Genomic DNA, 22,420 nt, shown 5'->3' on the forward strand with positions numbered 1-22,420 from the left:
AATGCGCGGTGGTAGCGCCGGGCCATGCCCGGCGAGCGTGATGCGATCGGGTCAGAGCCCCGCCCGAAGGGCGGGGCTCCGACCCCCTCTCACCTCACCCCACCGCCCGCGGCTTGGCCACGCGTGCGGCAAACGTCGGCAGCACCAGCAGGGTCAGCACGGTGGCGGTGATCAGGCCACCGATCACCACCGTCGCCAGCGGCTTCTGCACCTCCGCACCGGAACCGCTGGCAATCGCCATCGGAATGAAGCCGACGATCGCTACCAGCGCCGTGGTCAGCACCGCGCGGATGCGGCTGGAGGCACCGTTGATCGCCGCCTGCAGCGGCAGGTCGCCGGCGTCGAGGCGCTCGCGGATCGCCTGCATCAACACCAAGCCGTTCAAGGTCGCCACGCCGGATACCGCGATGAAGCCCACCGCCGCCGATACCGAGAACGGCATGCCACGCAGCAGCAGCGCGAGGATGCCGCCGACCAGCGCCAAAGGCACGCAGCTGAACACCAGAATGGCTTCCTTGCCGCTGCGCAGCGCCATGAACAGCAGACTGCCGATCAGCAGGAACACCACCGGTACCACCGTCGCCAGCCGCTTCTCCGCGCGCTGCAGGTTCTCGAACTGACCGCCCCAGGTCAGGTAGGCACCCGGCGGCAGTGCCACGCCGGCCACCGCTGCCTGTGCCTCGCCGACGAAGCCGCCCAGGTCGCGGCCACGCACATTGGCCTGCACCACCACACGGCGGCTGCCATTGTTGCGGCTGATCTGGTTCGGCCCTTCGCTCACCGTGATGCGCGCCACCGACGACAGCGGAATCACCAGCCCTGACGGCGTGGCGATCGGCAGTGACGCGAGCTGGTCCGGATCGTTGCGCGAGGCATCGTCCAGGCGCACCACCACGTTGAAGCGGCGATCACCTTCGAAGATCTTGCCGGCCGCAGTGCCGCCAATGCCGGTGGACAGCGCATCACTCACGTCCGCAGCGGTCAGCCCGTACTGCGCCGCCGCCACGTGATCGATCGCTACGTTGAGCGTAGGCAGGCCGGAGATCTGTTCCACCCGCACGTCGGCCGCGCCGTTCACCGCGCGCAGCTTCAACGCCACCTGGTCGGCCACCTTCTGCAGCTGGCTGAAGTCATCGCCGAAGATCATTACGGCCAGGTCGGTACGCACGCCGGAAATCAGCTCGTTGAAGCGCAGCTCGATTGGCTGGCTGAACTCGAAGCTGTTGCCCAGCTGCTGCCCGGCCAGTTTCTCGAAGCGCGCCACCAGGGCTTCCTTGTCCAGCTTCGGATCGGGCCAGTCCTTGCGCGGCTTCAGCACGATCACGCTGTCGGAGATATTGGTCGGCATCGGATCGATCGCCGCCTCGGCGGTACCGGTACGCGAGAACACGGTTTCCACTTCCGGCTGCTTGGCAATCACCTTCTCCAACGCCAGTTGCATGGCCAGTGACTGCTCCAGCGACGTCGATGGCACGCGCAGGGCCTGCATCGCCACGTTGCCTTCGTCCAGCGTCGGCATGAACTCGCGGCCCAGCAGCGAGAACGAGCCGATGCCCACCACCACCATCATCACCGCACTGGCCACTACCGTGCGCGGATGCGCCACGGCCTTGCGGATCACCGGCTCGATGCGCGCACGCAGCACGCGTATCAGCCTGGTCTCGTGCTCGCCGTCGTCCGCATGCGCATCGCCTTCCTTCACCTTGGGCTCGCGCACCAGCAGCGCCGTCATCGCCGGCACGAAGGTGAAAGAGAAGAGGAAGGCACCGACCAGGGCCAGCATGAAGGTCGCCGCCATCGGGTGGAACGTCTTGCCCTCCACGCCTTCCAGGGTGAGGATCGGCGCGAACACCAGCAGGATGATCAGCTGGCCGAACGCCGCCGGGCGCGCCATCTTCAGCGCCGAATCGGCGGCCACGCGCAGGCGTTCCATCGCGGTCAGCGCACGGCCCAGTTCGGCGCGGCGCTGGCCCAGCATCAGCAGGGTCGACTCGACCACGATCACCGCGCCATCCACCAGGATGCCGAAGTCCAACGCACCCAGGCTCATCAGGTTGCCGCTGATGCCGAAGCGGTTCATGCCGATCACTGCGAACAGGAACGACAGCGGAATCACCAGCGCGGTGATCGTCGCCGCACGCAGATTGCCCAGCAGCAGGAACAGCACCACCACTACCAGCAGCGCGCCCTCGGTGAGGTTCCTGGCCACGGTCTTGATGGTGGAATTGACCAGCACGCTACGGTCCAGCACCGGCGCGGCCACGATGTCGGCCGGCAGCGATTTGTTCACCTGTTCCAGGCGCGCCGCAGCGGCCTGCGCCACGGTGCGGCTGTTGCCACCGGCGATCATCAGCGCAGTGCCGAGCACGGCCTCGTGGCCGTTGCGGCTGGCCGCACCCAGGCGCGGCGCGCGGCTCAGGTCGACGTCGGCCACATCGGCCACGCGCACCACCACGCCATTGCGGGTCGCCACCGGCGCCTGTGCCAGGTCGTCGGTGGTCAGCGCCAGGCCATCGGCCCGCACCACCAGGCCCTCACCGGCACGCTGTACGAAACCGGCACCAGCCTGCACGTTGGAACGCTGCAGGGCAGTGACCAGGTCGGCCAGGCCGAGGCCGTGCGCGGCCAGTTTGGCACTGTCCGGGTGCACACCGTATTCCTTCACATAGCCGCCGACCGTATCGACGCCGGCCAGCCCCGGGCTGGAACGCATCTGCGGCGCGATGATCCAGTCCTGCACGGTGCGCAGGTAGGTCGCGCGCTCTTCCGGCGTGCGCAGCAGGTTGCCTTCCGGCGTGCGGTAGACCTCGCCGGCCTGCCAGCCGGCTTCACCGGGCTTGGCCAGTTTGGCCGGATCGAACGCGGTGAAGTCCACCGTCCACATCAGCACCTCGCCGAGGCCGGTGGTGACCGGCGACAGCATCGGCGACGCACCATCGGGCAGGTCCTCCGATGCCTCGCGCATGCGTTCGGCCACCTGCTGGCGGGCGAAGTAGATGTCGGTCGCATCGGTGAAGATCGCGGTGACCTGCGAGAAGCCATTGCGCGACAGCGAACGGGTGGTGGTCAGGCCGGGAATGCCGGCCAGCGCGGTTTCCAGCGGATAGGTCACCTGCCGCTCGATCTGCTCCGGGGTCAGCGCCGGCGCCACCGTGTTGATCTGTACCTGGCGGTTGGTGATGTCCGGCACCGCGTCGATCGGCAGCTTGCCGAGCTGGAACAGGCCCACGGCGGCGATCAGCGCGGCCATGAACACCACCAGCCAGCGGTGGCGCACCGCTGTTTCAATGATCAGCTTGAACATGGTCGCCTCCTCAGTGGCCGTGCTCGGCTTCGCCCTTGGCCAGTTCGGCCTTGAGCAGGAAGGCGTTGGCACCGACGATGCGTTCGCTGCCGCTCAACCCACCGAGGATCTCGATGCGGTCACCGGCACGGCGCCCGGCCAGGACCGGCTGCGCCTTGAAGCCGCCTTCGACGGCGACGAACACCGCGCTGCTGCCATCGACGTTCTGCACCGCATCGGCGGGCACGCTGAGCGAACCGTCCTGGCCTTCGGTGACCACCACGGCTGACACCGGCGAACCGGCCGGCGGCAGTGGCGCATCGACCGGCGTGGCGCGGATCACCGCGACGCCCCCCTGCTGGCGGACATCGGCGGCCGAGCCGGTGACGGTGGCGGTGAAGCTGCCCCCCGGCACACTCACTTCCAGCTTCATGCCCGGCGTGACCTGTGCAGCCAGCGCCGGCGGTGCGGTGAACACCAGCTCGTTCATCGACGGGTCGGCGACATCGGCGACTGCACTGCCGGCGGCGACCACACCGCCCGGAGTGACCTGCACGTTACCGACGATGCCGGCCACCGGGCTGGTGATGCGCACGCGGCCACTGGCATCGGGCGCGCCGTTGGCGGCGGCCTGGGCCTGCGCGGCAGCGGCCTGGGCCTGTGCCGCCAGCGAACGTGCGCGCGAGGCTTCCATCTCCTGGCGCGCGACCACGCCCTGGTCGACCAGCGCCTTGTCGCGGCCATAGGCCAGGCGCGCGGCCTCGGCTTCGGCCGAGGCGGCCAGCGCATTGGCACGGAACACCGCCGCTTCGCCACTGACCACGATGGCCAGGGCCTGGTTCTGCTTCACTGCGGTGCCCGGTGCGACCAGCACGCGTTCGACGCGGCCGGTAACGGTCGACGCCACCGAGGCACGTGCGCCCACCGACGGCTCGACGCGGCCGGACAGGCGCGTCGAGCCACCGCCACCGCGGCCGATGGCGACCACCTCGATACCGGACGCCTTGATCTGCTCCGGGGTCAGCGGCACCACGCCTTCATCGGCGCCAGCCGGCGCCTTGGCGGCTTCCGCCTTGGCTTCCTTGCTGTCGGTCGCGTGGCCATGGCCATCGTCGGTGCCGGCCTTGGCCGCGGCGGGGTCTTCATTTGCAGGTGTCTGCGCATTGCCGGCGCAGCCGGCCAGCAGCACGGTCAGCAGCACGCCGCCGATCAGCGGGAAGGTACGGGAGAGAGTCATGGGGCCTCCACAAAAGGTGCGCGCCCTTCGAGGCGGGCAAGATCGATTTCCGCGCCGACGCGCGACAGGCGCGCATCCACGGCGGCGGCGCGGGCGGCGATAAGGGCGCTGCGCGTGCTGCGCAGTTCCAGCTGCGAGATGCGTCCGGCGTCGAAGCCGATGCGTGCAAGGCGGTAGGCCTCTTCGGCGGCGACCACGCTTTCATCGGCGGCACGGGTGCGGCTGCCGGCCGCCTTCAGCCCGGCCACGGCGGACAGGCGTGCGGCCTCGCTGTCGCGGCGCTGCTGGTCCAGGCGTGCCTCGGCCGCGCGCTGGTCGGCATTGGCGGCGCGGATGCCACCGCGGTTACGGTCGAACAGCGGGATGCTGAGGCTGAGCCCGAGGTTGTAGGCACGCTCGCCGCCTTCGCGGAAGCGGGTCTGTGCGGCGGTGACGCTGAGGTCGGGCAGGGCGCGCTTGCGCTCCACGTCGACCAGCTTGCTCGCCGCATCGGCTTCGGCTTCGGCAATGCGCACTGCCAGTGCGGTATCGGTGGCACCGCGCGGCAGCGGTGGTGCGCGGTCGAGCAGGCTGTTGTCGATCGACTGCACCGGCGCATCCAGCAGTGCAGCACCGGCCAGGCGGGCCAGCGCGGCATCGCGGAACGCCTGTGCTTCATCCAGCGACGCCATGGCATTGGCTACTTCGCTCTGCGCTTGCACCGCGCGCAGCTGTGGTTCGCGGCCCTGCTTGACCATGGCGTTGACGGCGTTGGCGTCATCGCGGGTCAGTGACAGTGCTTCCTCGGCCAGGGTGTAGCGGCGCAGTGCACTTTCCGCCTGTGCATAGACCACCGCCAGCTGGCTGGCCACGTCGCTGCGACTCTGCGCGCCACGCAGGTTGGCCGCCTGGGCCTCGGCACGGGCGGCACGAACGCGCGCGCCACGCTGGCCCCAGACCTCCAGCGGCTGGGACAGGGTGAGTACGGTGTCGGCCTTGCCCATGCCGCGGTAGGTGCCGGAGCCCCAGGCGTTTTCGGCCGACCAGGAAAGGGAGGGGTTGGGTAGCGCACGGGCCTGGTCGGCGCGCGCATCGGCGGCCTCAGCCAGTGCCGTGCCCACACGAGTGCCGGGCAGCTGGTCCAGGCGTTCAAGCAGGGTGTCGTAGGAGGGGGCGGCTTGCGCCATCACCGATGCCGCCGGGGCCAGGCCCAGCAACACGGCGACGACCAGCCCGGCCGCACGCGGCGACCGAGGTGTCAGGATCGACATAGGGGGATTCCGGTTGTGAGTGAAACGGGAGCCCGCAATCGCGGGACGCGCTCAACTCACGCCCGGGGTGGACGCGTCAATTCATCCTGGGCAACCGCATAGGCCGCCGCATCGCCAGCACTCATCCAGCGCGCCGGCAGCGGCGCCCCGAACGCGGCCAGCGTGTGTGCCGGCAGGCTCAGGTTCGAATGGTGGCAGTGGTTGTGGCCACAGGCACTGACATGCTTGCCGTCGCTGTCGCCATCGGAATCCGGTGCGGACTCCACATGCACCGTGCTGGCGTGCGGTTCCACCGTGCACGCCAGCGCGTCGGCCACCGGCACGACCACGAATGCCGCCATCAGCAGCATCAGCAGGGTCGAACGGAGGTGGCGGGTGATCCAGCGCATGAAGGGGAGGCTAGCAAGCGGTTTTCGCCGGATACAATATCAATGGCCGCTTCGGGAATACGTCGGAATCTCCCGTTCAGGTGGCCGGCGTGGGACCTTCTGCCCTGGTGGGTGCCGATTTCCTGCCCTTGTGGGTGCCGACCTTGGTCGGCACGCCTTTCGGCCCGTGGGGTCGGACACCGGGCTGCGCGTCTGTAGAGCCGAGCCTACGCTCGGCTGCTTTCGCGCGACCAGCCGCCCTGGTAGGTGTCGACCTTGGTCGACACGCTTTTCGACCCCCGACACGTTGCCGGCCAGCGGCCGGCACTACCCGTGTCACGGCAGCTTCGCGATCACCTTGATCTCGAGCTGGAACCCATACAGCCAGGTCACGCCGATACCGGTCAGGGTCGGGAGGCGGACGTTGCCTGGCAGATCGCACCGGCTCCAATCCATGCGCACCAACGCCTGCTTGTCGGGATTGGCTCTTGGTGGGAAAGGCCGGGGCCGGGAAAATTCCGGCAACACGCCGCAGAACCCCAGAGAATCGACTCGATGAACTACTACGCGCTATGCCAAGCAAAGCCGCCGGGATGCCCCTCGTGCGATCTGGACGCCCAGCTTCACGACAGGTTCTATCCTTTCCATCCTGCCGTGTCCTACGGCCGATTCCCTTGGTACGCCAGGGCCAGAACTGACACGGCGCGGGTCTTCACAGACACCATGGTGCTGGTTGGCCCTGAGGCCAGCCATTCCCAGGACATCATCCGTATCTGTTCGCACCTCTACATTGCAAGCCGGAAGTTCTTGGCCGCTTGCCTGAAATTTGATGTAAAGATGGTCGACTTCAGGGATATTCCTCATATTTCAGAGAAGGGATGGACGACTTCAAAGAGCGAGTACAGTGCCATCATCTTCCATGAGACCTGCCTCTCCTCCGTCGCCTCTGAGGAAAACCAGATGGCGTATAGCAAGTATGGAGAGTCTCGCAGGATCAAGAAGCTGCGCGTGAAAAGCTCCTTCAATGAACACTTGTTCCGGCTTGAAAAAATGGAAGGCTCCAGCAACACGTTGATCTGCTCGGAGGCCTTTCGCGCTTACGTTGGCGATAGTCTCAGCGGCGTTGAATTTGTCGATACCACTGATGCGGAATGGCCGCGAATCAAGCCGATCTGACTCACCCGACGACCTGAAAGCAGGCGAGCGAAGGCCATCGCCCACGTTGCCGGCCAGCGGCCGGCACTACCGGTCTGCAGGCAGCTTCGCGATCACCTTGATCTCGAACTGGAACCCATACAGCCAGGTCACACCGATGCCGGTCAGGGTCGGGTGCGGCGCCTCGCCCCAGTACTCGGGCACGATCGCCCACGCCTTCTCGAAGTTCTTCTCCGGGTCGACCAGGAACACGGTCACGTCGATCACGTCATCGAACGTGCAGCCTGCGGCAGCCAACACCGCATTGAGATTCTCGAAGGCGCGGCGCACCTGCGCCTCGAAATCCGGCTCGGGCGAGCCGTCTTCGCGGCTGCCGACCTGGCCGGAGACGAACAGGAAGCCATTGGATCGGATCGCCGGCGAGTAGCGGTTGCGCTCGTACAGGGCCTGGCGGCCGGTGGGGAAAACGACATCACGCTGTGACATGGGAAGGAATCCGTGGGAGAGAACGCCATCCTCCGCGCCAGTGCTGTCTGGATAAACCGCGATGATCAGCCTAGATTGATTGCCAATCCCAAACAATCATGGCCCGCCATGGACCGTTTCGAGGCGATGCGGGCCTTTGCCCGGGTTGTGGAAACCGGCAGCTTCACCCGCGCCGCGCAGACCCTGCAGATCAGCCGCACCACGGTCACCCAGCTGGTGCAGCAGCTGGAGGCACACCTGCGGCTGCGCCTGCTCAACCGCACCACCCGACGGGTCAGCGTCACCGCCGATGGCGCGGCTTACTACCCGCGCATCGCCCGCCTGCTGGCCGAGCTGGAAGAGGTGGAGGGCGGGCTGGGTGACGCGGCCAGCCAGCCGCGCGGCCGCCTGCGGGTTGATGTACCCGGACCCTACGCGCGGTTGCGGCTGGTACCCGCACTGCCGGATTTCCAGGCGCGTTACCCGGAGATCCAGCTGGACATCGGCGTCAGTGACCGCGAGGTCGACGTCATCGCCGACAACGTTGACTGCGTGATCCGCGGCGGCACCCCGGCCGATCCGGCACTGGTGGCGCGGCCGCTCGGCGCGCTGTCGATCGGTTTCCACGCCAGCCCCGGCTATGTGCAGCGCTTCGGCCTGCCGACCGACCCACGCGCGCTGGAAGGACCCGACCACCACATGGTCGGCTTCCTCAGCCCGCGCAGTGGGCGGGCCCGGGTGTTCAGCGCGCAGCGCGGCGAGGAGCGCGTAGAAGTGCAGGGCCGCTATACGGTTGGCTTCGATGACGGCAATGCCTATCTGGCCGCTGCGTTGGCGGGGCTGGGCGTGGTCGCGCTGCCCAGCTACATGGCCGCGCCGCACGTGGCGCGTGGCGAACTGCTGCCGCTGCTGCAGGACTGGCAGCTGCCACCGATGCCGATGCACGTGATGTTCCCGCCGAACCGGCACATGAGCCAGCGGCTGCGGGTGTTCATCGATTGGGTGGTGGAAGCGTTGGGGTGATGCACACGCACCTGTAGAGCCGAGCCCACGCTCGGCTGCTTCTCGCTCCAACGCTCAAGGCCCGCGCTTCGCGCGTGAGCCGAGCACGGGTTCGGCTACAGGGAGGGCTTCCTGCTGCAGGCATGCGAAAATCACCACAGCACGCAAAAGGAAACAGCGTCACGCATGAGTCGCATCGTCGCACTGGATACCGAAACCACCGGCATCTCCCACCGCCTGGGGCACCGGGTGATCGAAATCGGTGCCGTCGAGCTGATCGATGGCCAGCTCACCGGTCGCCAGTTCCACACCTACCTGCAGCCGCAGCGCAAGGTGGATTGGGGCGCACAGCGCGTGCACGGCATCAGCGATGCGATGCTGGTGGGCAAGCCGCTGTTCTCCAGCAAGGCGGCCGAACTGCTGGAGTTCCTGCGCGGCAGCGAGATGGTCGCGCACAACGCCACCTTCGATGTGGGCTTCCTGGACAACGAGCTGCGTCTGTCCGGTATCCCCGGCACGCTGGCCCAGCACTGCCGCATCACCTGCAGCCTGAAGCTGGCGCGCGGGCGCTGGCCGGGCCAAGGCAACAAGCTGGATGATGTGCTGCAGCGCCTGCGCATTCCCAGCCAGCGCGGCCTGCACGGCGCGCTCAAGGATGCCCATCTGCTGGCGCAGGTGATTCCGCACCTGCGCTGAGGCCTGGCCGCTGTTACACCGGCCGCAACCAGCGCTCGATCATTGCCACCCCACGTGCCACCCCGTCCTCATGGCTCATCGCCGCGCCCAGGGCTGCCGCGCGTGCGCGTGTTGCGTCGGTTTCAGCGAAGGTGATGGCTGCCGCCAGCGTTGCTGCATCCAGTCGCTTCGATGACAACGGTGCCGGTGCCACGCCCAACCGATGCAGGCGATCGGCCCAGAAGAACTGATCCGCGGCGAACGGCATCACCAGCGAGGGAATGCCGGCGCGGCAGGCCGAATGCGTGGTGCCGCTGCCACCATGGTGGATGGCGAGTGCGCAATGCGGGAACAGTGCTTCGTGTGGCGTCGGGCCGAGCACGAACACATCTGCTGGCAGCGCGCCCGTCGGCAGCCCGGCCCACCCCGGAAACAGCAGCACCCGGCGTGGCGCCAGCGCCTGCAGCAGGGCCGGCAGCACGCGCTCGCGATCAAACCCGGTCATGCTGCCAAAGCCCAGGTACACCGGCGGCGGCCCGGCATCGAGGAAGGCCTGCAGATCGACCGGGGGCTTCCACGGCGCATCAGGAAGCCGCCACTGGCCACAGACGATGTGGTCGGCTGGCCAGTCCGCCGGTGGCGGCAGCAGCTGCGGCGAGATGCCATAGAGCATCGGCAGGCCGGACCACAACGCGCGGCGCGGCGATTGCCCCAGTTGCTGGCGTGCCGCGTTGATCGGCCGGCGGAACTGGCGCCAGATCAGGCCGTTGACCAGCCCATAGCTGGCGCGGTTCAACCAGCCCGGCGAGCGTCCCGGTGGCAGGAACGGAGAGCGGAAGGCCCGCGTCGGGGTCAGCGGGATCATGCCGGTGCCGATGACCGGCATTCCGCGGCGTTCGCCCACGCTCATGCCGACGAAGGCCGCCAGTCCGCCGGTCAGAATCGCATCGCAGCCTTCGGCAGCCGCATCGGCCTGGCGCATCCAGCCGCTGACATGCTGCAGCGCCATCCGTGCCAGACCGGACCTGGCGGCGGCAACACCGTTGCCACGCGACACCAGGGCGACCACGTCGTCATGGATGTCACCCTCAAGGGCCGCGTGGGGCACATCCAAGGCCTGCGCGCTGCCCAGGGTGCCGCCATCGGCCAGCAGTGTCACCGCGTGGCCTGCGCCGATCAGCCCATGGCAGAGCATGGCCAGCGGGCGCGTATCGCCTTCGGTTCCGTAGGTCAGGGCCAGCAGCCGCATGGAAAGCTCCGCAGTGATCCGGGCCAGTATGCCGGTTGGCGGAGTGCCCCCGGCCCTGCCGGTTCAGTCCCCGCCTGTGGGCAACTTGCGCAAGTGCTTGAACCCGTGCATAATGCGCGGCTCGCTGTGTCCGGTTTTCTACCGGGCGGCGCCCCCGGGAGCACGTCCCCGGCCGCCCAACGCCAGCGTAACCCTTTGATTCTCTTGACGTGTGGTGGGCAACCATCGAGGCCGCCGTCGCCCGGGCTACGGGCTGACAACTACTACTATCGAGGTGCGCAATGTCCCGCGTATGCCAGGTTTCCGGCAAGCGAGTGCAGACGGGTAACAACGTCTCGCACGCCAACAACAAGACCCGTCGTCGTTTCCTGCCGAATCTGCACGAGCGCCGTTTCTGGGTGGCCAGCGAGAACCGCTGGGTCAAGCTTCGTGTTTCCGCGCATGCACTGCGCACCATCGACAAGAACGGCATTGATTCCGTTCTGGCTGAGCTGCGTGCGCGCGGCGAAAAGGTCTGAGGAGTAAAGCATCATGGCAGGCAAGCGCGATAAGGTCCGTATGATTTCCTCGGCCGGTACCGGCCACTTCTACACGACCGACAAGAACAAGAAGAACACCCCGGGGAAGATGGAATTCCTGAAGTACGATCCGGTCGTGCGCAAGCACGTCCTGTACAAGGAAGGCAAGATCAAGTAATCCGCACGGATTGCTGATCCCCGCGAAGAAACCCGCCCTTGTGGCGGGTTTTTTCATGCCTGGCATCCAGGTGGTGGGTGCCGACCGTTGGTCGGCACGCTCTCCCCGCACCCGGTAGCTGTCGACCCTGGTCGACACGCTGGCTCTCTGCCGTCGGTTCGAAAGGCAGTCGAGCATGGCTCGACTCTACAAATCCTGCTGGGCAGAATGGCCCATCACCTCCCGACGGGCGACGCGATGCTGTTCGAGTGGTTGCTGGGTTCGTATCTGCTGCTGATCGACTGGCTGATCCGGCTGGTCGCGCTGTGCTGGATTCCCACCCGCACCACGCCGGGGGCGGCGCGCAGCTGGCTGCTGCTGGTGGGCTTCGTGCCGCTGCTGGGCCTGCCGCTGTACCTGCTGTTCGGCCACCCGTGGCTGTCGCGCGAGCGCATCCGCCGCCAGGCCGAGGCCTCGCAGGTCATCCGCGAGGAACAGGCGCTGCAGCATCGCCTGCGCTGGACCCCGCAGCCGGACACCGCCAGCGCCGAGATCGTGCCGCTGGTGCAGCGCCAGGGCGATTTCATGCCGGTGCACGGCAACGCCGTCGATCTGCTGACCGACTACGACGAATCGCTGCACACGCTGATCGCCGACATCGACCAGGCCGAAGACCGCGTGCACCTGCTGTACTACCTGATGTTCGACGACGCGGTGGGCGAGGCGATCGTCGAGGCGCTGCAGCGTGCGGCTGCACGTGGCGTGCAATGCCGCGTGCTGCTCGACGCAGTAGGCGCCAAGCGCGGCCTGCGCGCCTATCGCAAGCGCCTGGAAGCGCGCGACATCGAAGTGCGCGCGATGCTGCCCGGTGGCCTGCGCTGGCGCCGCAGCGGGCGCATGGACCTGCGCAATCACCGCAAGATAGCGGTGATCGACAACGAAGTGGCCTATGTCGGTTCGCAGAACCTGGCCGGTCCGCAGTTCGTGCCCGGCCACCCGAACCGCGAGCTGGTGGCGCGCGTGCGTGGCCCGGCCGTGGCGCATCTGGAAGCGGTGTTCGCCAGCGACTGGTACATGGAAACCGGCCAGCGCCTGGACGTGATCGCCGATGTGCCCGAGTGCAGCGACGACATCGCCACCCAGCTGCTGCCCAGCGGTCCCGCCTATCCCTACAGCAACGCACGCGATGCAGTGGCGGCGCTGATCCACCTGGCGCGGCGCCGGCTGGTGATGGTCACCCCGTATTTCGTGCCCGACGAAGCCACGCTGAGCGCCTTGCGCATTGCGGCCTTGTCCGGCGTGCAGGTGCAACTGATCCTTTCGGCCAGCAACAACCAGCGGCTGACGTCATGGGCGCAGGAGGCCTACTACGACGAGCTGCTGCGCTGTGGCGTGCGCATCGCGCTGTACGAACCGCAGTTCCTGCACGCCAAGCACATGAGCGTGGACGAGGACATCGCCGTACTCGGCTCGATCAACATGGATATCCGTTCGTTCGCGCTGAATGCCGAGATCGGCCTGATCTGCTACGACCACGCGCTGGTGCAGCAGCTGTGCGCGATCGAGGACGGCTACCTGCGTGAGTCGCGGCAGCTGGACCTGCAGCAGTGGCGCAGCCGCCCCACGTGGCGGCGCAGCCGCGAAGGCATCGCACGGCTGGCCGATGCGTTGATGTGAAACGGCGGCAACCGCCCGCTTCGGCAACCCGGCCCGTCATCGCCGATGGCCTACAATCGGCGCATGACTGATTCACCGCGTAATGGCGAACTGGACCTGGCAATCATCGGTGGTGGTGCGGCCGGGGTGCTGGTGGCGATCCAGGTGTTGCGCCAGGCCCAGGCGCCGCTGGCGCTGGCCATCTTCGAACCGGCTTCGCAGCTGGCGCAGGGCATCGCCTATGCCACGCCGTGGCCGGAGCACCTGCTGAACGTGCCGGCGGCGAAGATGAGTGCGTTTGCCGACCAGCCTGGCGATTTCCTCGACTACCTGATGGCCGCCAACGCCTACCCGGGCGAGGCGCGCGAGGTGCTGGGCGAGCGTTACGTGTGTCGCCATTACTTTGCTGCCTACCTGCAGCAGCGCCTGCAGGAGGCCGCCGCGGCGAGCCCGGCGCAGCTGCAGGTGATCGCGCAGCCGGTACTGGGCCTGCAGCCGGATGACCACGGCTACCAGTTGACACTCGGCGATGGCAGCACGCTGCATGCCGCGCAGGCGGTGCTCGCCACCGGCAACAGCATGCGGCCGCTGCCGGTGGCCGGTGCCGACGCACTGCCCGCCGATGACGTGATCGAGGCCTGGGACTACGACGGTGTGCGTACCCTGGCCGGCGACCAGGCCGTGGCCATTGTCGGCTCCGGCCTGAGCATGGCCGACACCGTGCTGGCGCTGGTCGCCGCCGGTCATACCGGCCCGCTGCATGTGATCTCGCGCCATGGCCTGCTGCCGTTGCCGCACGCGCACGGCGGCCTGCCCAGCTTCGATCCGGCGGTGCTGCTGCCGATGAACCTGCGCCAGCGCCTGCGTGCGCTGCGTGGCTTCGCCCGTCAAGCGCAGGCCGATGGCCTGCCGTGGCAGGGCGTGATGGACCGCATCCGTCCGCACGGGCAGGCGCTGTGGTGCAGCCTCGACGAGGCCGACCAGCGTTGTTTCCTGCGCCATGTGGTGCGCTACTGGGACGTGCATCGCCACCGCATCGCCGAAGAGGTCGACGCACAGCTGCAGGCGCTGACCGAAAGCGGCCAACTGCGCATTCACCGGTCCCGCCTGCAATCCGTCGGCCGCGAAGGCGATGCCCTGCGGCTGTCGGGTCGCGATGCCAACGGCAATGAACAGCACTGGACGATCAGCGGGGTGATCAACGCCACCGGCGTGGAAACCCGCGCCAGCGCGCTGCGCAATCCGCTGCTGCAGCAGCTGCAGGCCGATGGCCTGGCCCGCCCCGGCCCGCATGGGCTGGGCCTGGACAGCACGGTGCCGGGCGACCGCCTGCGTGCGGCCGGTGGCCAGTCGCAGGCACGGCTGGGCGTACTCGGCAGCCTGCGCATCGGCAGCCTGTGGGAAAGCCTGGCGGTGCCTGAACTGCGTCAGCAGGCCCAGGCACTGGCCACCCAAGTGGTCGCAGGAGCCGCGACGGCGATGCCGTAAAATGGGGGCATGGATGTCTCCCACCTGCTTGATGGCCTGAACCCGGCCCAGCGCGAAGCCGTCTCCGCTCCTCCCGGCCACCACCTGGTGCTGGCCGGTGCCGGTTCCGGCAAGACCCGCGTACTCACCCACCGCATCGCCTGGCTGCATGAAGTCGATGGCGTGCCGACCCACGGCATTTTCGCGGTGACTTTCACCAACAAGGCGGCCGGCGAGATGCGCCACCGCATCGACGCCCAGCTGCCCCATGGCAGCCGTGGCATGTGGATCGGTACCTTCCACGGCCTGGCCAACCGCCTGCTGCGCCTGCACTGGCAGGACGCCAAGCTGCCAGAAGGCTTCCAGGTGATGGACTCGGACGACCAGCTGCGGCTGGTCAAGCGCGTGGTGCAGGCGCTGGAGCTGGACGACGGCAAGTACCCGCCCAAGCAGATCGCGTGGTGGATCAACGCGCAGAAGGACGAGGGCCGCCGCCCGCAGCACATCCAGCCCGAACCGCACGACGCGTGGCTGGAAACCATGCGCCAGGCCTACATCGAATACCAGGCGCGCTGCGACCGCGCCGGCCTGGTCGACTTCGCCGAGCTGCTGCTGCGCGCGCATGAACTGCTGCGCGACAACCCGGCCCTGCTGGCGCATTACCGCGCCCGCTTCCGCGAGATCCTGGTGGACGAGTTCCAGGACACCAACGCCATCCAGTACGCCTTCGTGCGCGTGCTGGCCGGCGATTCCGGCCACGTGTTCGTGGTCGGCGACGATGACCAGGCCATCTACGGCTGGCGCGGTGCCAAGGTCGAGAACGTGCAGGGCTTCCTGCGCGACTTCCCGGGTGCGCAGACCATCCGCCTGGAGCAGAACTACCGCTCCACCGCCAACATCCTCGGCGCCGCCAACGCGGTGATCGCGCACAACCCGGAGCGCATCGGCAAGCAGCTGTGGACCGACAGCGGCGACGGCGAGCCGATCGACCTGTATGCCGCGTACAACGAGATGGACGAGGCGCGCTACATCGTCGAGCGCGCCCGCCAGTGGGTGCGCGACGGTGGCAGTTACACCGAAGTGGCCGTGCTTTATCGCAGCAACGCGCAGTCGCGCGCGCTGGAAGAAGCGCTGCTGAGCGAGCAGGTGCCGTACCGCGTGTATGGCGGCATGCGCTTCTTCGAGCGTGCCGAAATCAAGGACGCGCTGGCCTACCTGCGCCTGCTGTCCAACCGCAATGATGACGCCGCTTTCGAGCGCGCGGTCAACACGCCCACCCGGGGCATCGGCGACCGCACGCTGGACGAAGTGCGCCGCGAGGCGCGTGCGCAGGGCATTTCGTTGTGGGAAGCGACGATGCTGGTCACCCAGGGCAGCGCGCTGGCCGCACGTGCGCGCAATGCACTGGCCGGCTTCCTGGGGCTGGTCAACGAGCTGCAGGCGCAGACCGTGCACATGACGCTGGCCGAGCGCGTGGACCACGTGCTGGCCCGCTCGCAGCTGCGCGAGCACTGGAGCAAGGAAAGCCGCAATTCGCTGGACTCGGAATCGCGCACCGACAACCTCGACGAACTGGTCTCGGTCGCCTCGCGCTTCGTGCGCCGCGCCGACGACATCGAGGAAGTGGGCGAGGACATGGACGAGCTGGTCGCGTTCCTGGCCTACGCCGCGCTGGAGGCCGGTGAAGGCCAGGCGCAGGCGGGCGAGGACGGCGTGCAGCTGATGACCCTGCACTCGGCCAAGGGCCTGGAATTCCCGCTGGTATTCCTGGCCGGCCTGGAAGAAGGCCTGTTCCCCAGCGCACGTTCGCTGGAGGAAAGCGGGCGTCTGGAAGAAGAGCGCCGCCTGGCCTACGTCGGCATCACCCGCGCGCGCCAGAAGCTGGTGCTGAGCTATGCCGAATCGCGCCGCATCCATGGCCAGGACAACTACAGCCTGCCGTCGCGCTTCCTGCGCGAGATTCCGCGCGAGCTGCTGCACGAAGTCCGCCCGAAGGTGCAGGTCTCGCGACCGGCCTCGATGGGCGCCAGCCGGGTGATGGGCCATGCCTCGATCGAGGCACCGCCGGTCAAGCTCGGCGCGCTGGTTACCCATCCCAAGTTTGGCGAAGGCATGGTGACCGACTACGAAGGCAGCGGCGCACACGCCCGCGTGCAGGTCGAATTCGCCGACGCCGGCAGCAAGTGGCTGGTGATGGCCTACGCCAACCTGACGGTGATCTGATCACCGTCGAGCGGCGGGATACCTGTAGAGCCGAGCCTATGCTCGGCTGCTTGTACCGCCAAAAGCAGCCGAGCATGGGCTCGGCTCTACAATAGGCGGCACTTCTTCCAGGAACGCCCCATGACCGAACCCACGCTGCACGTCACCGTGAAGTTGAACGCCCGGCTGCAGCCGGAGCATCGCCACGAGCTGTTCGAGGATCCGCTTGACGCGTTGCTGCAGGCGGCCCAGGTGGGCGAGCTCACCGGCGGCGGCACTGCGATGTCCGATCTGGGTGAGGTCGAATACGGCGACATCGAAGTGGCGCTGGTCGATGCGAGTGGCGTGCCGAAGCTGATCGACCTGCTGGAGCAGCTGGGTGCGCCGAAGGGGTCGAAGATCCAGGGGGCAGGCGAAGCGGATCGCAGCTTCGGCGTGACCGAGGGCCTGGGCATCTACCTGGATGGCCTGAACCTGCCGGACGAGGTCTACGAACAGTGCGATTCCAACCACGTGTTCGAGCAGCTGTCCGGGAACATCGACGGCCTGGGTGAGATCTGCAGCTGGTGGCAGGGCCCGAGCGAGACCGCGCTGTACATGTACGGCCAATCGTTCGAGGCGATGCGCGATGCGATTGCCGAATTCGTGGCCAGCTATCCGCTGTGCCAGAACGCACGCGTGGTGCAGATCGCCTGAGGGTGGGCCTGATGTAGAGCCGAGCCCATGCTTGGCTGCTTCGTCCGCAGCCGAGCATGGGCTCGGCTCTACAGGAGCAGGTTATCGGCCGGCTGACTGCCGGGCGTTGTCGCGCTGGGCAAGATCCTTGCCCAGGTAATAGCCGCCGCAGAACAGCACGAAGGCGGCGCTGAGGCTCCACAGGATGATCCTGAGGGTGCTTTGTGATGTCGGCTTGCTGTCCTGCATGCGGGTTCTCCCAGGGCGGCCCGATACCGCTTGGTCAGCATGCGCCGCGGTCAGTGGGTACGCAAGCCGGCGGTGCGCACACGCCGCTGCGCGGCGCCGGATTGATCCTGCTCAAGGCGCCGCCTCCACATCCGGTGTGCAATGGTGGCGTTCCCATCTGGCAGACCGCCACGGAGCCCCACCATGTACAAGCGCATCCTGATTGCCACCGACGGGTCCGAGCTGGCCGACAAGGGCCTGGCCAAGGGCCTGGAGCTGGCCAAGGACCTCAATGCCGAGGTCGATATCGTGACTGTCTCCGAGCCGTGGGCCGTCGGCATGTACGACGCCATGGGCTGGAGCGTGGGCTACATGAACAGTCCGGAATACAAGGCCGACCGCGAGGAAGGCGCGCAGAAGGTGCTGCAGCCGGCGCTGGCCAAGGCCGCCGAGCAGGGCATCACCGCCAACCCGGTGCACGTGCTGGACCGCTACGCGGCCGACGGCATCATCGAGACGGCGGCCGAGCGCAACAGCGACCTGATCGTGATGACCTCGCACGGCCGCCGGGGCGTGACCCGGGTACTTCTGGGCAGCCAGACTGCCGAGGTGCTGGCGCGCAGCACGCTGCCGGTGCTGGTCATCCGCTGATCCACACCCACTGATTCAAGCGTTCCCGGGGAGGGGACCCGACGCCGGCCGCAGGATGCGCGCCGGCGTTGTTTTTTTGTGGGGGGATCGGCGGCCGTGCCGATGGCTTCGAGGGGGTCAGAGCCCTTTCCTGTGGAAAGGGATCCGACCCCGGTCACAACCCCGGTCACCTCACCAGCTGTACAGCTTCCAGTACACCGGCGACACGCCGTCCTTGTCGTTGTCGAATCGGCCATCGCCGTTCTTGTCGTACATGTAGAACGGGGCACCGCGCGACGGCGTCACCTTGACCATGCGCAGCTGGCCGGACACACGGTATTCCTCGATGACATCGCCGTTGTCCATGGTGCGCTTGGAGACATCGGCGCCCTTGACGTCCACCGGGGGAGCACCTGCGCCACCCATGCTGGCGCAGCCAGCGAGCAGGAGCAGGGAAGCCAGCATCAGGGTCTTCATCGGCGGGGGCCTTTGCCTGGAGAGAGCCCTGATTATGCCCCATCGCCAGGTGCGTGCCGTGTCGTCGCGGTGCAGGCACGGGCGCGTAGAATCGGCGCATGAGCAGATTAGTCCTGATCGACGGGTCCAGTTACCTGTACCGCGCGTTCCACGCGCTGCCGCCCCTGTCCAATGCACAGGGTGAGCCCACCGGCGCGCTGTTCGGCGTGGTCAACATGCTGCGTTCGACGCTGAAGGAGCGCCCGGCCTACGTCGCGTTCGTGGTCGATGCGCCCGGCAAGACCTTCCGTGATGACCTGTACGACCAGTACAAGGCCAACCGCCCGCCGATGCCCGATGAGCTGCGCAGCCAGGTCGAGCCGATGTGCCGCATCGTCGAAGCGCTGGGCATCAGCATCCTGCGCATCCCCGGCGTGGAAGCCGACGATGTGATCGGCACGCTGGCGCTGCAGGGCCTGGCGCAGGACCTGAAGGTGACCATCTCCACCGGCGACAAGGACTTCGCCCAGTTGGTGCGCCCGGGCATCGAGCTGGTCAACACCATGACCGGCAGCCGCATGGATTCCGACGCGGCGGTGATGGACAAGTTCGGCGTGCGCGCCGATCAGATCGTCGACCTGCTGGCGCTGATGGGCGACGCGGTCGACAACGTGCCGGGCGTGGAGAAGTGCGGGCCGAAGACCGCTGCCAAGTGGCTGGCCGAGTACCAGCACCTGGACGGGGTGATGGCGGCCGCGCCGACCATGAAGGGCAAGATCGGCGAGAACCTGCGCGCTGCACTGGAACGCCTGCCGCTGAACCGCGAGCTGGTGACCATCCGCACCGACTTGTCGCTCGAGGCCAGCCCGACCAGCCTGGCGCTGCGCGAGCAGGACGTGCCGGAGCTGACCGAACTGTATACGCGCTACGGCTTCACCCAGGCGCTGAAGGAGCTGGGCGCGCCTGTGCCGGCACCGGTGGCCGCCAGCGAGGCCACCCCGAGCCTGCGCGGTACCGCGGCCGGCTTCGCACGTGGCAGCGTCGAGGCGCCCGCCGCCGGCACGCTGGATCCGGCACTGTCCGCGCCGGGTGAATACGAGACCGTACTGACCGCCGAGCAGCTGCAGGCCTGGGTCGAACGCCTGCAGCAGGCCGACCTGATCAGCTTCGACACCGAGACCGACGCACTGGATGCGATGCGCGCGCGCCTGGTCGGCATCAGCCTGGCGGTCGAGCCGGGCAGGGCGGCCTACATTCCGGTCGGCCACGATTACCCGGGTGCGCCGGCCCAGCTGCCGATGCAGCAGGTGCTGGACGCACTGCGCCCGGCGCTGCAGGACCCGGCGAAGAAGAAGCTGGGCCAGCATGGCAAGTACGACCTGCATGTGCTGCGCCGCCACGGCGTGGACGTGCAGGGCTACCACGACGACACCATGCTCGAGAGCTTCGTGCTCAACTCCACCGCCACCCGCCACGACATGGATTCGCTGGCCCTGCGTTACCTGGGCTACAGCACCATCAAGTTCGAGGACGTGGCCGGCAAGGGCGCCAAGCAGATCCCGTTCTCGCAGGTGGGCATCGACGAAGCCAGCCGCTATGCGGCCGAAGACGCCGACATCACCCTGCGCCTGCATCGCGCGCTGCAGCCGCAGCTGCTGGCCGAGCCGGCGCTGGACAGCGTGTACCGCGACATCGAGATGCCGCTGGTGCCGGTGCTGGCCAGCATCGAAGCCAATGGCGTGCGGATCGACACCGACGAACTGCGCCGGCAGAGCCAGGACCTGTCCTCGCGCATGCTGGCCGCGCAGCAGAAGGCCACCGAGCTGGCCGGCCGCAGCTTCAACCTGGATTCGCCCAAGCAGCTGCAGGCGGTGCTGTTCGACGAGTTGAAGCTGCCGGCGGTGGTGAAGACCCCGAAGGGCCAGCCCAGCACCAACGAAGAGGCGCTGGAGGCGATTGCCGACCAGCATGAACTGCCGCGGGTGATCCTCGACTACCGCGGATTGGCCAAGCTGCGCAGCACCTACACCGACAAGCTGCCGGAGATGGTCAATCCGGACACCGGCCGGGTGCACACCAGCTACCACCAGTCCGGCGCCGCTACCGGCCGCCTGTCCTCGTCGGACCCGAACCTGCAGAACATCCCGATCCGCACCGAGGACGGTCGTCGCATCCGCCGCGCGTTCATCGCCCCGGAAGGCTGCCAGCTGCTGGCCGCCGACTATTCGCAGATCGAGCTGCGGATCATGGCGCACCTGTCCGAGGACCCGGGCCTGGTGCGCGCCTTCGAGCAGGGCGCCGACGTGCACCGGGCCACCGCCGCCGAGGTGTTCGGGCGTACGCTCGAAGAGGTGACCCCGAACGAGCGCCGCGCTGCCAAGGCGATCAACTTCGGCCTGATGTACGGCATGAGCGCCTTCGGCCTGGCCCGCAACCTGGGCATCGACCGCGGCCAGGCGCAGGACTACGTGGCGCTGTACTTCAGCCGCTACCCGGGCGTGCGTGACTTCATGGAGCGGATGCGCCAGCAGGCCCGCGACCAGGGCTATGTGGAAACCCTGTTCGGCCGCCGCCTGTACCTGAACGACATCCACGCCCGCAACCAGGGCCTGCGTGCCGGGGCCGAGCGCGCCGCGATCAACGCGCCGATGCAGGGCACAGCCGCCGACATCATCAAGCGCGCGATGGTGGATGTGGACCAGTGGCTGCGCGACAGCGGGGCACCGGCACGGATGATCCTGCAGGTGCACGATGAACTGGTGTTCGAAACCGAAAGCAGTTTCGTGGAAGACTTGCGCTTGCAGGTGGTGGAACGCATGTCGCAAGCGGCCAAACTTCGGGTGCCGCTGGTGGTCGATACGGGCGTCGGCAGCAACTGGGATGAAGCGCACTGACCGCATTCCGGGCCGAAAACGACGTGAATTTGTTCATGAGTCGGGGGTTTCTGACTCGACCATGAATGTTGCCCCGATTGAATTTCATTAAATGGGGCCCCTTCACGAACCGTTAGTGTTCGGAGTGCTTCTATAACTCCCGACAGGCGCAATGCCTGTTGTGGATCTCTCCCATCCCCTGGAGCAGATCTCGGAACGGGGACTCCTCCCCAAGTGCCCGTTCCCCGGCCCCGTTGACCTCCCCCTGGTCAGCGGGGCTTTTTATTTGTGCCGATGGCATACCCCGGGCGCTGATGGGGCAGAGGGATCTGACCCCAGGTGCTAGGCTGGGCCACCGTTCCGCAGGGGAAGACCATGCCCGACCTGTTCGCCCTGGCCATGCCGTGGTGGGAATTCATCCTGCGCGCGGTGGTGGTCTACGTCGTGGTGCTGGGCATGGTCCGGCTGGGCGGCAAGCGGGCTCTGGGGCAGATCACGCCGTTCGACGTGCTGCTGATCGTGCTGCTGGGCAACGCGGTGCAGAACGCGCTGCTGGGCACGGATACCTCGCTGGGCGGCGGCCTGCTGCTGGCGGCGACCCTGATCCTGCTGAACTACGGGGTGGGCTGGCTCACCACCCGGAATCGGCGCATGGAGCGGTTGATCGAAGGAGAACCCACCGTAATCGCGCGCGACGGTCGCCTGTTCGAGGCGGTACTTCGGCGCGAGCTGATCAGCCGCGCCGACTTCGATGCCGCGCTGCGCCAGCAGGGCGGGCTGCAGATTGAAGATGTGCAGATTGCCCTGCTGGAGACGACAGGACACATCACCATCATCGCGCGGAAGGGCAGCTGACCAGCGCCGAGCCCACGCC

Annotated in this window: 20 protein-coding genes and 1 pseudogene; 12 read left to right on the forward strand and 9 right to left on the reverse strand. The window is 67.6% G+C overall.

Features of this window, described 5'->3' with window-relative positions:
- Positions 1–94: 94 nt before the first annotated feature.
- From AC5P65_RS00175 to AC5P65_RS00195, 5 genes and pseudogenes are all read right to left on the reverse strand, one after another.
- Positions 95–3,304 (reverse strand): efflux RND transporter permease subunit, encoded by a 3,210-nt coding sequence (locus AC5P65_RS00175; protein ID WP_111098841.1) that lies wholly within the window; start codon positions 3,302–3,304, stop codon positions 95–97.
- Positions 3,305–3,314: 10 nt separating this feature from the next.
- Positions 3,315–4,520 carry an efflux RND transporter periplasmic adaptor subunit gene (locus AC5P65_RS00180; RefSeq protein ID WP_111098840.1) on the reverse strand — a complete coding sequence of 402 codons (1,206 nt, stop codon included), beginning with the start codon at positions 4,518–4,520 and terminating at the stop codon, positions 3,315–3,317.
- Positions 4,517–5,770: a TolC family protein gene (locus AC5P65_RS00185; RefSeq protein WP_111098839.1), complete on the reverse strand. Its 1,254-nt coding sequence runs from the start codon at positions 5,768–5,770 to the stop codon at positions 4,517–4,519. The genes AC5P65_RS00180 and AC5P65_RS00185 overlap by 4 nt, the downstream gene beginning before the upstream one ends.
- Positions 5,771–5,826: 56 nt before the next feature.
- A complete protein-coding gene (locus tag AC5P65_RS00190; RefSeq protein ID WP_111098838.1) occupies positions 5,827–6,159 on the reverse strand; it encodes a hypothetical protein in 333 nt (110 codons plus the stop codon).
- 315 nt (positions 6,160–6,474) lie between these two features.
- Positions 6,475–6,567: pseudogene (locus AC5P65_RS00195) on the reverse strand (RidA family protein); the annotation flags it as partial.
- A 126-nt stretch (positions 6,568–6,693) separates the two neighbouring features.
- Between AC5P65_RS00195 and AC5P65_RS00200 the strand changes: the two are divergent.
- The gene (locus AC5P65_RS00200; RefSeq protein WP_111098837.1) at positions 6,694–7,314 is read left to right on the forward strand and encodes a hypothetical protein; all 621 of its coding nucleotides are present in this window, start codon (positions 6,694–6,696) and stop codon (positions 7,312–7,314) included.
- Between the two features lie 66 nt (positions 7,315–7,380).
- Here AC5P65_RS00200 and AC5P65_RS00205 read toward each other — a convergent pair whose 3' ends face one another.
- Positions 7,381–7,779: a RidA family protein gene (locus tag AC5P65_RS00205; protein ID WP_021203524.1), complete on the reverse strand. Its 399-nt coding sequence runs from the start codon at positions 7,777–7,779 to the stop codon at positions 7,381–7,383.
- Positions 7,780–7,887: 108 nt separating this feature from the next.
- Between AC5P65_RS00205 and AC5P65_RS00210 the strand changes: the two genes are divergently transcribed.
- Positions 7,888–8,781 (forward strand): LysR family transcriptional regulator, encoded by an 894-nt coding sequence (locus tag AC5P65_RS00210; protein WP_111098836.1) that lies wholly within the window; start codon positions 7,888–7,890, stop codon positions 8,779–8,781.
- Between the two features lie 165 nt (positions 8,782–8,946).
- A complete protein-coding gene (gene dnaQ / locus AC5P65_RS00215) occupies positions 8,947–9,456 on the forward strand; it encodes a DNA polymerase III subunit epsilon (RefSeq protein ID WP_005411640.1) in 510 nt (169 codons plus the stop codon).
- Between the two features lie 13 nt (positions 9,457–9,469).
- Here the strand turns inward: dnaQ and AC5P65_RS00220 are convergent, their stop codons facing one another.
- Positions 9,470–10,684, reverse strand: coding sequence for a glycosyltransferase (locus AC5P65_RS00220; protein WP_111098835.1), 1,215 nt, complete (start codon positions 10,682–10,684; stop codon positions 9,470–9,472).
- Between the two features lie 281 nt (positions 10,685–10,965).
- Here AC5P65_RS00220 and rpmB point away from each other — a divergent pair, with 281 nt between their 5' ends.
- From rpmB to AC5P65_RS00250, 6 genes are all read left to right on the forward strand, one after another.
- Positions 10,966–11,202 (forward strand): 50S ribosomal protein L28, encoded by a 237-nt coding sequence (gene rpmB / locus AC5P65_RS00225; RefSeq protein ID WP_005411638.1) that lies wholly within the window; start codon positions 10,966–10,968, stop codon positions 11,200–11,202.
- A 10-nt stretch (positions 11,203–11,212) separates the two neighbouring features.
- Positions 11,213–11,380, forward strand: a complete 168-nt coding sequence (gene rpmG, locus AC5P65_RS00230; protein WP_169411268.1) for a 50S ribosomal protein L33 — start codon at positions 11,213–11,215, stop codon at positions 11,378–11,380.
- A 237-nt stretch (positions 11,381–11,617) separates the two neighbouring features.
- On the forward strand, positions 11,618–13,036 hold the full coding sequence (cls, locus tag AC5P65_RS00235) for a cardiolipin synthase (RefSeq protein WP_111098834.1): 1,419 nt from the start codon (positions 11,618–11,620) through the stop codon (positions 13,034–13,036).
- 45 nt (positions 13,037–13,081) lie between these two features.
- Positions 13,082–14,503 (forward strand): FAD/NAD(P)-binding protein, encoded by a 1,422-nt coding sequence (locus tag AC5P65_RS00240; protein WP_111102310.1) that lies wholly within the window; start codon positions 13,082–13,084, stop codon positions 14,501–14,503.
- Positions 14,504–14,512: 9 nt separating this feature from the next.
- Positions 14,513–16,705, forward strand: coding sequence for a DNA helicase II (gene uvrD, locus AC5P65_RS00245; protein WP_111098832.1), 2,193 nt, complete (start codon positions 14,513–14,515; stop codon positions 16,703–16,705).
- Between the two features lie 120 nt (positions 16,706–16,825).
- Positions 16,826–17,380, forward strand: a complete 555-nt coding sequence (locus AC5P65_RS00250; RefSeq protein ID WP_111098831.1) for a hypothetical protein — start codon at positions 16,826–16,828, stop codon at positions 17,378–17,380.
- A gap of 81 nt (positions 17,381–17,461) precedes the next feature.
- Here AC5P65_RS00250 and AC5P65_RS00255 read toward each other — a convergent pair whose 3' ends face one another.
- Positions 17,462–17,608 (reverse strand): hypothetical protein, encoded by a 147-nt coding sequence (locus AC5P65_RS00255; RefSeq protein ID WP_021203516.1) that lies wholly within the window; start codon positions 17,606–17,608, stop codon positions 17,462–17,464.
- A 183-nt stretch (positions 17,609–17,791) separates the two neighbouring features.
- Here AC5P65_RS00255 and AC5P65_RS00260 point away from each other — a divergent pair, with 183 nt between their 5' ends.
- Complete coding sequence (locus AC5P65_RS00260) at positions 17,792–18,238, forward strand: universal stress protein (RefSeq protein ID WP_005420335.1); 447 nt, start codon at positions 17,792–17,794, stop codon at positions 18,236–18,238.
- A 171-nt stretch (positions 18,239–18,409) separates the two neighbouring features.
- Here the strand turns inward: AC5P65_RS00260 and AC5P65_RS00265 are convergent, their stop codons facing one another.
- Complete coding sequence (locus tag AC5P65_RS00265; protein WP_005411628.1) at positions 18,410–18,694, reverse strand: DUF2782 domain-containing protein; 285 nt, start codon at positions 18,692–18,694, stop codon at positions 18,410–18,412.
- Positions 18,695–18,792: 98 nt separating this feature from the next.
- On the opposite strand from AC5P65_RS00265, the gene polA reads away from it, so the two are divergent.
- Positions 18,793–21,567, forward strand: a complete 2,775-nt coding sequence (polA, locus tag AC5P65_RS00270; RefSeq protein WP_111098830.1) for a DNA polymerase I — start codon at positions 18,793–18,795, stop codon at positions 21,565–21,567.
- 354 nt (positions 21,568–21,921) lie between these two features.
- Complete coding sequence (locus AC5P65_RS00275) at positions 21,922–22,401, forward strand: DUF421 domain-containing protein (protein ID WP_021203514.1); 480 nt, start codon at positions 21,922–21,924, stop codon at positions 22,399–22,401.
- Positions 22,402–22,420: the final 19 nt, after the last annotated feature.

This window comes from Stenotrophomonas sp. YJH_SMC_48-3, from assembly GCF_059369375.1.

Coding starts and splice junctions, on each gene's coding strand:
- AC5P65_RS00175 (WP_111098841.1), bottom strand. CDS start 3,304: ATGTTCAAGCTGATCATTGAAACAGCGGTGCGCCACCGCTGGCTGGTG.
- AC5P65_RS00180 (WP_111098840.1), bottom strand. CDS start 4,520: ATGACTCTCTCCCGTACCTTCCCGCTGATCGGCGGCGTGCTGCTGACC.
- AC5P65_RS00185 (WP_111098839.1), bottom strand. CDS start 5,770: ATGTCGATCCTGACACCTCGGTCGCCGCGTGCGGCCGGGCTGGTCGTC.
- AC5P65_RS00190 (WP_111098838.1), bottom strand. CDS start 6,159: ATGCGCTGGATCACCCGCCACCTCCGTTCGACCCTGCTGATGCTGCTG.
- AC5P65_RS00200 (WP_111098837.1), top strand. CDS start 6,694: ATGAACTACTACGCGCTATGCCAAGCAAAGCCGCCGGGATGCCCCTCG.
- AC5P65_RS00205 (WP_021203524.1), bottom strand. CDS start 7,779: ATGTCACAGCGTGATGTCGTTTTCCCCACCGGCCGCCAGGCCCTGTAC.
- AC5P65_RS00210 (WP_111098836.1), top strand. CDS start 7,888: ATGGACCGTTTCGAGGCGATGCGGGCCTTTGCCCGGGTTGTGGAAACC.
- dnaQ (WP_005411640.1), top strand. CDS start 8,947: ATGAGTCGCATCGTCGCACTGGATACCGAAACCACCGGCATCTCCCAC.
- AC5P65_RS00220 (WP_111098835.1), bottom strand. CDS start 10,684: ATGCGGCTGCTGGCCCTGACCTACGGAACCGAAGGCGATACGCGCCCG.
- rpmB (WP_005411638.1), top strand. CDS start 10,966: ATGTCCCGCGTATGCCAGGTTTCCGGCAAGCGAGTGCAGACGGGTAAC.
- cls (WP_111098834.1), top strand. CDS start 11,618: ATGCTGTTCGAGTGGTTGCTGGGTTCGTATCTGCTGCTGATCGACTGG.
- AC5P65_RS00240 (WP_111102310.1), top strand. CDS start 13,082: ATGGCCTACAATCGGCGCATGACTGATTCACCGCGTAATGGCGAACTG.
- uvrD (WP_111098832.1), top strand. CDS start 14,513: ATGGATGTCTCCCACCTGCTTGATGGCCTGAACCCGGCCCAGCGCGAA.
- AC5P65_RS00250 (WP_111098831.1), top strand. CDS start 16,826: ATGACCGAACCCACGCTGCACGTCACCGTGAAGTTGAACGCCCGGCTG.
- AC5P65_RS00255 (WP_021203516.1), bottom strand. CDS start 17,608: ATGCAGGACAGCAAGCCGACATCACAAAGCACCCTCAGGATCATCCTG.
- AC5P65_RS00260 (WP_005420335.1), top strand. CDS start 17,792: ATGTACAAGCGCATCCTGATTGCCACCGACGGGTCCGAGCTGGCCGAC.
- AC5P65_RS00265 (WP_005411628.1), bottom strand. CDS start 18,694: ATGAAGACCCTGATGCTGGCTTCCCTGCTCCTGCTCGCTGGCTGCGCC.
- polA (WP_111098830.1), top strand. CDS start 18,793: ATGAGCAGATTAGTCCTGATCGACGGGTCCAGTTACCTGTACCGCGCG.
- AC5P65_RS00275 (WP_021203514.1), top strand. CDS start 21,922: ATGCCCGACCTGTTCGCCCTGGCCATGCCGTGGTGGGAATTCATCCTG.